Here is a 12,976-nt window from a genome sequence, read left to right on the forward strand (position 1 = left end):
TGGTTGAGCTTGTCGAAACCCCACCCCGTTGGTTGAACCTGTCGACGAGCCGCAAGACGAGCGAATCAGGTGGCGAAGATGACCGAGGGAGAAGCGCTGGGAGTCGGCTTCGAGAAGAGGTAGCCCTGGCCGTACCGGCAGCCCATCGCCTGCAGCAGGTCTCGCTGGTTAGTGGTCTCGATGCCCTCGGCCACCACATCCAAATTCAGGGAGTCCGCTAGACGGAGAATTCCCTCCACTATCGCCCGATCGTGTTCGGACCGTTCGAGGTCCCGGATGAACGACAGGTCGATCTTCAACAGGTCTACGGTGAACTCGCGCAAATGTGTGAACGACGAGTAGCCGGTGCCGAAGTCGTCGATGGCGAGCCGCACTCCGATGGCGCGCAGCTCCTGGAAGGTTCGGGCGGCGGAGTCGATCGCCTCGAGCACGGCGCTCTCGGTGAGCTCCAGCCAGAGCTGGTCAGGGGCCAGACCCGAGTCCTTGAGCGCGCGCTTAACGACCGCACCGAAGTCGTCCTGCACGAACTGCCGGGCCGACACATTGACGCTGACGGCCATGCCGCGCGCCAGGGCGGTCGCCGCATGGCAGGCCTGGCCCAGCACCGTGGCACCGATGCCCTTGATCAGGCCGACCTCTTCGGCAATCGCGATGAACTCACCCGGTGAGACCAGCCCGCGCTCGGGCCGCCGCCAGCGGGCGAGAGCCTCGGTGGCCACGACACGCTGTTCCTGCAGGTCCACGATGGGCTGGTACCACGTCTCGATCTCGCCCAGAGCGACGGCCTCCCGCAGAGCCAGCTCGGTGTCGAGACGCTGGTGAATGCGGTAACGCAGGTCGTCGTCGAAGACCTCGTAGCGGGCACGGCCTCGCCCCTTCGCCAGGTACATCGCCTGATCCGCGTTGCGCAGCATTGACTCGGCGTCGTCGTGCCCGAGTCCGAATGCAATACCGATGCTGGCGTCGACGGATGCGATCTGGTCACCGAACTGGATCGGCTCTGAGATGGCCTTCTGGAACGCCTCGGCGATCTTGTTGACATCCCCGCTGCGGCCGACATCCGGGCAGATGACCACAAATTCGTCCCCGCCGATGCGGGACACCGTGTCGGTCGCCCTGGCATGCTGGCGCAGCCGGAGTCCGACCTGCATCAGGACGGCGTCTCCGGCGTGATGGCCGAGGCTGTCGTTGACGAACTTGAAGCGGTCGAGGTCGATGAACAACACGGCGACGCCCGTACCGTGACGCGACGCCTGGAGGAGAGCCTGGTTCAGCCGGTCGAGTAGCAGCAGGCGATTGGGCAGGTTCGTCAGCGGGTCGTGGAAAGCCAGGTGCTCGACCCGGGCTTCGGCCAGGCGCCGGGCGGTGATGTCCTCGAGTTGGTACAGGAACCCGCCGGCCTGATCACCCTCGTGAATCTCGGCGATGCTGACCTTGACCCAGGTTTCCTCGCCGTCGTCGCGTCGCATCCGACGGTCCATGCGGCGGCCCGTTGGGCCGTCGACGCCGACCGTCGCGGATGCCGCGCCATCACCGGCACTCGCCGGACTGAACATCGACTCGATCGGCTGGTTCACCACCGGGGTCAACGACCCTGCCAGGTCGAAGAGCCGCTTGTTCGCCTCGACGACCACACCGTCGAGCGACACAATGGCTGTTCCGAGCGGCGACGAGGCGAAGGCGGCCTCGAAGCGGGCACTCGCCGCCGATGCCGCGTGTTCGGCAGTGCGCAGCGCGGTCACGTCGGTGACGCTGGCAAGGTGCCCGAACACATCGTTCGCATCTGTCATCGGGGCGGTGCTCACCTGCACCCAGTTGACCTGCCCGGAGGGAGTGCGGAATCGCATTGTCGTCTCGTAGGCCTCCCCGGCGTCGACGTACTGTTGCCATTCCTGACGCACTCGGTCGGCGTCGTCGGGGTGCATGGCCGCGACCCATCCGTCGCGCCGCGACTGGCGCTTCGTGAGCCCGCTCAGCTCGAGCCACTGGTCGTTAGCCGAAATGATTCCGCCCGCGGCATCCAGTTGCACGATGCCGACCGGTGCGATCTTGATCAGCGTGTGGAGCGTGTCGGCCGTCTCCGCCAGCTGCCGGGTGCGAGCGTCGACCGTCTCCTCAAGGGTGTGGTTGGCCTCGGCAAGGGCCTGCATGGCCGCGTCCCGCTGGCGATCGAGGGTGCGCAGCCGGCGCGCCGCGATCCAGGCGAGCCCGGTGCCGAGAACTGTCATTGCCGCGATCAGGATGGCGACGCCGAACACCGAGTCGTACCAGCCCAGGCGGCGGCCCGCCAGGTCGGCCAGCCCCAGTACGAACGGGCCGAGGAACAAGACAGGAATGACCGGGCGGAGCAGATGCCCCGCGCTGCCCGAGTCGCGTAACAGAGCGATCAGACCGTTGGCGGGACGCTGCAGCAGGATCGCCAACGACAAGATCGCCAGCCCAAGCGCCGAGGGCAGGGCCATGCTCGCGAACCCGCCGACACTGTAGAGGGAGGAGACCCCGTAGGCGTAGCCGAGAATCGCGATCAGGCTGATTGTGAGCGTCCCGAAGGCCAGTCCGAGCATCACGCTGGCGCGGGCGAGCCGGCTGGCGACGACGGCTGCCCCGAGCAACAGCAGCGACACCGCCGTGGCCGGCGCCATGCGCGCGGTCTGCCCGTCGAAGTCGATACCCGCAAGCTCGTCTATGCCGAGTGGTATCGCGAAGATGAACTCGGCCAGGGTGAGCGCACCGATCATGGCAACAGCGAGACCCAGACCCAGGGTGACTCGGCGCCGGTCCAGCATCGTCACGGCAGCCGAGACGAGAACGAAGCCCACTGCGGTCATCGGTTTGATCGTCCACAGGCCGGTGATGACCCCGGGGACCGCGCCGAGCCCGACGTACCATCCGATCAGGAGGACCACACCGAGCGCCCCGGCGACGGCCGCTCCAGTGAGACTGGCGAATCGCATGATGTGCCTCTGCTCCCGATGGGCAGGGGCGCCACTCGTCATGAAGATTCTACCGGGCCGCCGCTCGTCGCACCCCACCCCGTTGGTTGAGCTTGTCGAAACCCGGTGACGTGCGTTGAGAGGTCGGCTCACGGGATCTCGACAGGCTCGATCAACGCGGGGCCGGGCCCTCGACCGACCGTAAGGGCTCGAGCAGTTCAGTCCCCCGGCGCCATGGGGGGCCAGAGGTTGTTCACGATGTCGAGGGTGTAACCCTCTGGACCGGCGTTGGAGTACTCCGTGGCCACCCAGATGCCGTCACGCAGGAAGTGCGACTCACCGAAGTAGCCCTCATCGTTGGAGCTCTCCGTGGTGCAGCGCAGCCCGCCCTGCTGCTCGAAGCAACTGTCGCCGCGGTCGACCAGATGGGCCTGGATGGTGGCGCTGTCTTCGGCGTCCACCCACACCACGGTGGTCGAGACCCCGGCGCCGGAGGGTCCCTCGGGCATGGCCCACTGGCAGAGGAGGGAGTCGTTCGTCTCGATGACCTCCTGCTGCACCGGGTCATCCTCGCCGATTTTCATGTCCAGCTCCGGGTCGTCCAGCCACGCCGGGTTGAGCACCATGCTGCCGAAGGCTGCGACCATCTCGGGGCTGTACAGGTCGTCGCAGGATGCCGGCTGCGGCGTGCCCGGGGCGGCCGAACTGCCCGGGGTGGGGGTGGGTGTAGTCGGCGCGACGGTCGCTGATGGCGTGGGCCGGGCCGCTTCTGTGGCAGCCGGGGTGACCCCACCGCGGGGCCAGAACAGGCCGACGAGGATCGCCGCGACGGCCAGCAATGCAGCGAACACCCCGAGGATCACCCACAGCCGGCGTTTCGCCGGATGGGGTGCCGATGAATGCGCAGCGCCCATGAGTGACTTCCTCGCGGTTTACGCACAGCATAGTCCGGCGGCCGGGCAGCGTCTTGGGGGTCTCGACAAGCTCGACCGACGAGATGGTTGAGCCGTGTCCGTTGGTTGAGCTTGTCGAAACCCGGTGAGGTGCGTTGAGAGGGTGGGTTACGGGGTCTCGACAAGCTCGACCAACGGCGTGGGCTCGACCGGCGAGATCCGGGCGTTAACGGGGAATGGCCCCCTGCCGAAGCAGGGGGCCATCCGGGAATCACACTCGGTTAGTTGTACGTACCGGGGGTGAAGTCGTCCGACGAGAAGCTGTCGAAGTCGACGAAGCTCAGGTCACCCTCGGTGAACGCTGCATCATCGGTGAAGATGCGGTTCGGGTAACGCTCAGCCTTGGCTTCATCCGTTGCCTCGACGTTGACGTCGCGGTAGCGGGGAAGACCGGTGCCGGCCGGGATCAACTTACCGATGATCACGTTCTCCTTGAGGCCCATCAGCGGGTCGCTCTTGCCTTCCATGGCCGCCTGGGTCAGAACCCGGGTGGTCTCCTGGAAGGAAGCGGCCGACAGCCACGACTCGGTTGCCAGCGAAGCCTTGGTGATACCCATGACTTCCTGACGAGCCGAAGCCGTCTTCTTGCCCTCGGTGAGCGCGGTGCGGTTGAGTTCGTTGTACTTCAACCGGTCAACGAGCTCGCCCGGCAGCAGGCCGGTGTCGCCGTGCTCCACAACAGTCACCTTACGAAGCATCTGACGAACGATGACCTCGATGTGCTTGTCGTGAATCGGCACGCCCTGCGAACGGTAGACATCCTGCACGCCACCAACGAGGTGCTTCTGCACCGCACGGACACCCTTGACTCGAAGAACTTCCTTCGGGTCGACGGCGCCGATGATGATCTGCGTGCCGAGCTCCACGTGCTGGCCATCCTCAACGAGGAGGGTCGCGCGCTTGAGCACCGGGTAGGCGATAGCTTCGTCACCGTTGTCGGGGGTCAGGATCACCTTGCGGCTACGATCCGTGTCCTCGATGGTGATGCGGCCAGCAACGTCAACGATCGGCGATGCACCCTTGGGGGTACGCGCCTCGAAGAGCTCCTGCACCCGGGGCAGACCCTGGGTGATGTCGTCTGCGGATGCGGAACCACCGGTGTGGAAGGTACGCATGGTCAGCTGCGTGCCGGGCTCACCGATCGACTGTGCGGCGATGATGCCGACGGCCTCTCCGATGTCCACGAGCAGGCCGGTAGCGAGCGAACGGCCGTAGCAGACCGCACACACACCGACAGCAGACTCGCAGGTCAGCACCGAGCGCACCTTGATGTTCTCGACACCGGCCGCGACCAGCTTCTCGATCATCACGTCACCGACGTCGTCTCCGGCGTCAGCAACGACCTCACCCTTGGCGTTGACCGCGGGGGCGGCCAGGCTGCGGGCGTAGACCGCGTTCTCCACGTTGGGGTGGCGAACAAGCGTTCCGGCGGCGTCGACCGTAGCGATCGGCAGCTCGAGACCCTTGGTCGTACCGCAGTCGTCTTCGCGGATGATGACATCCTGCGAGACGTCGACGAGACGACGTGTGAGGTACCCGGAGTCTGCGGTACGCAGAGCGGTGTCGGCCAGACCCTTACGAGCACCGTGAGTAGCAATGAAGTACTCGGCGACGGACAGGCCTTCGCGGTAGCTCGAGATAATCGGGCGAGGGATGATCTCACCCTTCGGGTTGTTAACCAGACCACGCATACCGGCGATGTTTCGCACCTGCAGCCAGTTACCACGAGCACCAGAGGTGACCATCCGGTTGATCGTGTTGTCGGCCGGGAAGTTCGCCTGCATGGCCGCGGCGACGTCTTCGGTCGCCTTGGTCCAAATCTGGATGAGCTCCTGACGACGCTCGAGGTCGGTCGTGAGACCCTTCTCGAACTGCGACTGAACCTTCGCGGCCATCTTCTCGTAGGTACCGACGATCTCCTTCTTGTTCGGAGGCGTCAGGATGTCGGAGAGCGCGACGGTCACACCGGAACGGGTGGCCCAGTAGAAGCCGGCGTCCTTGATGCGGTCCAGCGTTGCCGCTACTTCCACCTTCGGGTACCGCTCTGCCAGGTCGTTCACGATGGCCGAGAGGGTGCCCTTGTCGGCAACCTTCTCGAAGTACGGGTAGTCGGCCGGCAGCGCCTCGTTGAAGATGGCGCGGCCCAGCGTGGTGTTCACCAGTACGGTTCCAACGGCCTGACCGTCCACCAGCTCGACACCGTCGGGCTGGGTGCCCTCGGTGAAGTACAGGTCGCTGATGCGGATGCGCACCTTGGCGTTCAGGTCGAGCGACTTCTGGTCGTGGGCCAGGATGGCCTCCGAGACAGAGGTGAACGCGCGGCCTTCGCCGGTGACACCGTCCTTGAGCGTGGTCAGGTGGTGCAGACCGATGATCATGTCCTGGGTGGGCAGGGTCACCGGGCGACCGTCAGACGGCTTCAGGATGTTGTTCGAGGCGAGCATCAGGATGCGCGCTTCGGCCTGGGCCTCCATGGACAGCGGCAGGTGCACAGCCATCTGGTCACCGTCGAAGTCGGCGTTGAACGCCGCACAGACGAGGGGGTGCAGCTGGATGGCCTTACCCTCCACGAGCTGAGGTTCGAAGGCCTGGATACCGAGGCGGTGCAGCGTGGGTGCACGGTTCAGCAGAACCGGGCGCTCACGGATGATCTCCTCGAGCACGTCCCAAACCTGCGGGCGTGAACGCTCAACCATGCGCTTGGCGGCCTTGATGTTCTGAGCGTGGCTCAGGTCGATCAGGCGCTTGATCACGAACGGCTTGAAGAGCTCCAGAGCCATCTGCTTGGGCAGACCACACTGGTGCAGCTTCAGCTGCGGGCCGACAATGATGACCGAACGGCCGGAGTAGTCAACGCGCTTACCGAGCAGGTTCTGACGGAACCGACCCTGCTTACCCTTGAGCATGTCGCTCAGGGACTTGAGGGCGCGGTTACCGGTACCCGTGACGGGACGGCCACGACGACCGTTGTCGAAGAGCGCGTCAACGGCCTCCTGCAGCATCCGCTTCTCGTTGTTCACGATGATCTCGGGGGCACCGAGGTCAAGCAGACGACGCAGACGGTTGTTGCGGTTGATCACACGACGGTAGAGGTCGTTGAGGTCGGAGGTCGCGAAACGGCCACCGTCGAGCTGCACCATCGGGCGCAGTTCCGGCGGGATGACCGGCACGACATCGAGCACCATCGCGGCCGGCGAGTTGCCGGTCATGATGAAGGCGTTGACGACGCGCAGACGCTTGATGGCGCGGATCTTCTTCTGACCCTTGCCCTCGGCGATCTGCAGGTGCAGGTTTTCGCTCTCGGTGACCAGGTCGAAGGCCTCGAGGCGCTTCTTGATGGCCTCGGCGCCCATGAAGGCCTCGAAATACATGCCGAAGCGGTCCTGAAGCTCGTGGAACACGGAGTCCTCGGGCTTGAGGTCGCCGACCTTGAGGGTGCGGAAGTCTTCCCACACACGCTCGAGGTGAGCGATCTGCTCGTCGAGGGCCTTGCGGACCTGCGACATCTCCTTCTCGGCGGCGTCCTTGGTGCGCTTCTTCTGGTCGCTCTTGGCGCCTTCGGCCTCCAGTGCTGCGAGGTCGGTTTCAAGGCGCTGCAGGCGGTCGGCGATGCGGGAGTCGCGGCTGCCTTCGAGGGTCTTGATCTCGAGGCGCAGTTCGTTCTCCAGACCAGGCATGTCCTGGTGGCGACCGTCTTCGTCAACCTCGATGACCATGTAGGCGGCGAAGTAGATGACCTTTTCGAGGTCCTTCGGAGCCATGTCCAGCAGGTAACCGAGACGCGAGGGCACACCCTTGAAGTACCAGATGTGGGTGACCGGGGCGGCGAGCTCGATGTGGCCCATGCGCTCACGGCGCACCGACGACTTCGTGACCTCTACGCCACAGCGCTCACAGACGATGCCTTTGAAGCGCACTCGCTTGTACTTGCCGCACGAGCACTCCCAGTCGCGGGACGGTCCGAAGATCTGCTCTCCGAAGAGACCGTCCTTTTCCGGCTTGAGCGTGCGGTAGTTGATGGTTTCGGGCTTCTTGACCTCACCGTGCGACCAACGACGGATGTCGTCAGCGGTGGCCAGGCCAATGCGAAGCTCGTCAAATGTTGTTACGTCGAGCAATTTCTCTCCTTGGAAAGTTTTCGAGTATTCGTCAGTGGCCAGGCTTAGATGTCGTCAATTGAAGACGACTCAAACCGGGTGGAAATGTTGATGCCCAGTTCCTCCGCTGCGCGGAAGACCTCGTCATCCGTGTCGCGCAGGCTGACTGCGGTTCCGTCGGCCGAGAGCACCTCGACGTTCAGGCACAGCGACTGCATTTCCTTGATCAGAACCTTGAAGCTCTCGGGGATACCGGGTTCCTGAATGTTCTCGCCCTTGACGATGGCTTCGTACACCTTGACGCGGCCGAGGATGTCGTCCGACTTGATGGTCAGGAGTTCCTGCAGGGCGTAAGCGGCTCCATATGCTTCGAGCGCCCACACCTCCATCTCACCGAAACGCTGTCCACCGAACTGCGCCTTACCACCCAGCGGCTGCTGCGTGATCATGGAGTACGGACCCGTCGAGCGTGCGTGGATCTTGTCATCGACAAGGTGGTGCAGCTTCAGGATGTACATGTATCCGACCGCGATGGGCATCGGGTACGGCTCACCGGAGCGGCCATCGAACAGCTGCGTCTTTCCGGTCGAGTCGATCAGGCGGTCGCCGTCACGAGTCAGAGTCGTCGAGTCGAGAAGACCGGCGATTTCCTCCTCGAGCGCGCCGTCGAACACCGGGGTCGCGACCTTGGTGTTCGGGGCTGCGCTGTGCGCCTGCTCGGGAAGACGGCCGGCCCACTTGGGCTTGCCCTCGACCTGCCAGCCCTGCTTGGCGATCCACCCGAGGTGGGTCTCCAGCACCTGACCGAAGTTCATGCGGCCCGGGATACCCAGCGGGTTGAGGATGATGTCAACCGGGGTTCCGTCGGCGAGGAACGGCATGTCCTCGACCGGCAGGATCTTCGAGATGACACCCTTGTTGCCGTGACGACCGGCGAGCTTGTCACCCTCGGTGATCTTGCGCTTCTGGGCGATGAAGACGACAACACGCTGGTTGACGCCCGAGCCGAGCTCGTCGTCGCCATCCTGCGAGTCGAAGACCTTGACACCGATGATGGTGCCACGCTCACCGTGGGGAACCTTCAGGGAAGTGTCGCGAACTTCGCGGCTCTTCTCGTTGAAGATCGCGCGCAGCAGGCGCTCCTCGGCGGACAGCTCGGTCTCGCCCTTGGGCGTGACCTTGCCCACGAGGATGTCGCCGGGGCGAACCTCGGCGCCGATGCGGATGATGCCGCGCTCGTCCAGGTCTGCAAGCAGGTCCGGGGAGACGTTGGGCAGGTCGCGAGTGATCTCTTCCTTGCCCAGCTTGGTGTCGCGTGCGTCAACTTCGTACTCTTCGATGTGAATCGAGGAGAGAACGTCGTCCTTCACCAGGTTCTGGCTCAGGATGATGGCGTCCTCGAAGTTGTGACCCTCCCATGACATGAATGCCACGAGGAGGTTCTTTCCGAGGGCGAGCTCACCGTTGTCGGTAGCGGGACCATCGGCGATGACCTCGCCGGCCTCGATACGCTCGCCGGCGTTGACGATGACGCGGTGGTTGTAGCTGGTGCCCTGGTTGGAGCGGCTGAACTTGCGCAGGTAGTAGTCCTGCGTTCCGCCCTCGTCGAGCTGGATGGTGACGACGTCAGCCGACACCTCCATGACCACACCGGCCTTCTGTGCGGTGAGCACATCACCGGCGTCGATGGCCGCGAAGCCCTCCATACCGGTTCCGACCAGCGGGCTGTCGCTGAGCAGCAGCGGCACAGCCTGACGCTGCATGTTGGCACCCATGAGTGCGCGGTTAGCATCGTCGTGCTCGAGGAAGGGGATGAGCGAGGTCGCGACGGAAACCATCTGGCGCGGCGAGACATCCATGTAGCCGATGTCTTCTGCGGGGAAGAGGTCAACCTCTCCACCCTTCTTACGCGCGAGAACACGGGTCTCGGCGAAGCGGGCGGCCTTGGTCAGCGGGGCGTTGGCCTGCGCGACGATGTACTCGTCTTCCTCACTTGCGGTGAGGTAGTCGATCGTCGTGGAGACGACACCGTCGATGACGCGACGGTACGGGGTCTCGATGAAACCGAAGGCGTTGATCCGCGCGAAGGAGGCGAGCGAACCGATCAGGCCGATGTTCGGGCCTTCCGGGGTTTCAATCGGGCACATACGGCCGTAGTGCGACGGGTGAACGTCTCGCACCTCGACACCTGCGCGGTCACGGGACAGACCACCCGGGCCCAGCGCGGACAGGCGACGCTTGTGCGTCAGTCCGGCGAGCGGGTTGTTCTGGTCCATGAACTGCGACAGCTGGCTCGTACCGAAGAACTCCTTGATCGCGGCGACGACGGGGCGCACGTTGATCAGGGTCTGCGGGGTGATCGCTTCGATGTCCTGCGTGGTCATGCGCTCGCGAACGACGCGCTCCATGCGGGACAGGCCGGTGCGAACCTGGTTCTGGATGAGCTCGCCGACGGCGCGGATACGACGGTTACCGAAGTGGTCGATGTCGTCGATGTCGATGCGGATGTCGGTCTCGACGCCGTCGCGGCTGCCGCGGATCGTGGTCTGGTTGTCGTGCAGCGCAACCAGGTACTTGATCGTGGCCAGGATGTCCTGGAGCGTGAGAACGGAGTCGGTGAGCGGCGCCTCGAGGCCCAGCTTGCGGTTGATCTTGTAACGACCAACCTTGGCCAGGTCGTAGCGCTTGGAGTTGAAGAAGAAGTTGTCCAGCAGCGCACGCGCGGCCTCGGCAGCAACCTGTTCTCCCGGGCGGAGCTTGCGGTAGATGTCCTTGAGGGCTTCTTCCTTGGTGAGGATGTTGTCCTTCTCGAGGGTGAGCTCGATGGACGCGAAGCCCTTGAACTCCTCGAGGATCTCTTCGGAGGTGAGTCCGAGAGCCTTGAGGAACACCGTGACGGACTGCTTGCGCTTGCGGTCGATGCGAACGCCGACCTGGTCGCGCTTGTCGATCTCGAATTCGAGCCAGGCACCACGGCTCGGGATGACGCGGGCGGAGTAGATGTCCTTGTCGGAGGTCTTCTCCTGTTCGCGGTTGAAGTACACACCGGGCGAACGCACCAGCTGCGACACGACGACACGCTCGGTGCCGTTGATCACGAAGGTGCCCTTGGGGGTCATCAGCGGGAAGTCGCCCATGAACACGGTCTGGGTCTTGATCTCACCGGTGAGGTGGTTCATGAACTCAGCGTTCACATACAGCGGTGCGGAATAGGTCTTGCCCTTTTCCTTGCACTCGTCGATGGTGTACTTCTCCGGCTCGAGCTCCGGGTTGGTGAAGGACAGCTGCATCGTCTCGCTGAGGTCCTCGATCGGAGAGATCTCCTCGAAGATCTCGTCGAGTCCGGTGCGAGCGTTCAGGTCGTTGCGACCGGCAGCCTGGGCCTCGGCAAGGCGAGCTTTCCAGATGTCGTTTCCGACGAGCCAGTCAAAGCTCTCGGTCTGCAAAGCGAGCAGATCGGGAACCGTGAGGTTGTCAGAAATCTTTGCGAACGAAAGACGGCCAGCAGCTCGTCCGTTCTTGGGTGAATTGGTGGTTGCGTTGCGCGCAGCAGCCAAGGAAGTAACCTCCGTGGACCCCGTCAGGTCTAATCACTGTTAGTAATTTGGTATGGACTCCGCAGATCCTGGGCGGGGATGTCCATCCGCGATATGAGGACATCCGGCTCAGAAATGTGCTGCAAGGTGGCTTGAGCACGCAAAGCCGACCGCAATATGAAGGCAGAGTTAAATCTGGGAGCGCAAAGGTCAACTATATGCCCTTGTTGCGCCCGTGTCTACTGGAATGTTGACCTTCGCCAAATTCTCAGGTATAACCCGGTTTCGCCGGCCGGCTGGAGCGGCGGGGCGACTTCCGAGTGGATGTTAAGTTGCTCCATTGTGCCCCATCGGCGCGGGGAGCTTTCGCCATTGGGCGCGTGTCGCTGCCTCCGCGACGCGAAGTCGCCAAAGCGGTCATGTGGCTGCCTCCGCGAGCTGAAGCAACCCTTGGACCGCTCTCGCGAGATGTGGCACCCGACCCCGTTCGCGAGAGCGGCGGTGTGGCTGCCTCAGGGACGGGAAGCAACCGTTGCACCGCTCTCGCGAGATGTGCCGAGGTGACCGGGCTGTCAGACTGGGGGGATGAGCAGGGGCGAGCACGAACATCCGACGATCACGCTGAAACTGAGCGGGCACCAGGCCGTCATCGAGCCTGACCGGTTCACGCCGGGCAGCTACCAGCTGGTGGTGGACGGCACGCCGCAGTCGCACGTGAACATCGACAACCCCGACGAGTTGTTCTTCGAGTACATCCAGCGCATCGGGCACGTCATCGACCTGATCGGCGACCCGGGCGAGGCCATCACCGCCGTGCACCTGGGCGCCGGCGCGCTCACCCTGCCCCGCTATGTGGAGGCGACCCGGCCCGGATCCCGGCAGCAGGTGGTGGAGATCGAGAGCGACCTCATCGACTTCGTGCGCGCCGAACTGCCCTGGGACAAGCGCGCGAACCTGCGGGTGCGGCACGGCGACGCCCGCGAGGTGCTCGGCAAGCTGCCCGCCGGGCTGCACGGCGCGGTGGACCTCGTGGTCGTCGACATCTTCTCGGGCGCCCGCACCCCCGCGCACGTGACCAGCCGGGAGTTCTACGAGCTGGCCGCTCCGCTGCTGTCGCCGCGCGGCGTGCTCGCGGTGAACGTGGCGGATGGGCCTGGCCTCGCGTTCGCCCGCAGCCAGGCCGCCACACTGTCGGCGGTGTTCGGGCACGTCATCGGCCTCGCCGAGACCCAGGTCCTCAAGGGACGCCGGTTCGGCAACATCGTCTTCGTCGCCGCGCACACCCCGCTGGACCTGCACTGGGTGCCGAGGCTGCTGGCCGGCGGCCCGCATCCGGCCAAGGTGGTCGAGGGCGCCGAACTGGCCCAGTTCATGTCGGCCGCGTCGGTGTCCACGGATGCCACGGCCACGCCGTCGCCGCTGCCCGGCCGCACGGTGTTTCAGATCGGTAACTGAGC

At 64.5% G+C, this 12,976-nt stretch carries 5 protein-coding genes; 1 reads left to right on the forward strand and 4 read right to left on the reverse strand.

The window, feature by feature from the left end; all coding sequences use genetic code 11:
- Positions 1 to 65 precede the first annotated feature (65 nt).
- The 4 genes from CXY76_RS14735 to rpoB form a co-directional block, all read right to left on the reverse strand.
- Positions 66 to 2,954, reverse strand: coding sequence for a bifunctional diguanylate cyclase/phosphodiesterase (locus tag CXY76_RS14735; protein ID WP_104165822.1), 2,889 nt, complete (start codon positions 2,952 to 2,954; stop codon positions 66 to 68).
- Between the two features lie 197 nt (positions 2,955 to 3,151).
- Positions 3,152 to 3,847, reverse strand: a complete 696-nt coding sequence (locus CXY76_RS14740; protein WP_104165824.1) for a hypothetical protein — start codon at positions 3,845 to 3,847, stop codon at positions 3,152 to 3,154.
- Positions 3,848 to 4,107: 260 nt separating this feature from the next.
- Positions 4,108 to 8,004 carry a DNA-directed RNA polymerase subunit beta' gene (locus CXY76_RS14745; protein ID WP_104165826.1) on the reverse strand — a complete coding sequence of 1,299 codons (3,897 nt, stop codon included), beginning with the start codon at positions 8,002 to 8,004 and terminating at the stop codon, positions 4,108 to 4,110.
- A gap of 44 nt (positions 8,005 to 8,048) precedes the next feature.
- Positions 8,049 to 11,540 carry a DNA-directed RNA polymerase subunit beta gene (gene rpoB / locus CXY76_RS14750; protein WP_104165828.1) on the reverse strand — a complete coding sequence of 1,164 codons (3,492 nt, stop codon included), beginning with the start codon at positions 11,538 to 11,540 and terminating at the stop codon, positions 8,049 to 8,051.
- Between the two features lie 564 nt (positions 11,541 to 12,104).
- Between rpoB and CXY76_RS14755 the strand changes: the two genes are divergently transcribed.
- Positions 12,105 to 12,974, forward strand: coding sequence for a spermidine synthase (locus CXY76_RS14755; RefSeq protein WP_104165831.1), 870 nt, complete (start codon positions 12,105 to 12,107; stop codon positions 12,972 to 12,974).
- The last annotated feature ends 2 nt before the right edge of the window (positions 12,975 to 12,976 follow it).

This window comes from Cryobacterium sp. N22 (assembly GCF_002929555.1).
Classification (GTDB): Bacteria; Actinomycetota; Actinomycetes; order Actinomycetales; family Microbacteriaceae; genus Cryobacterium.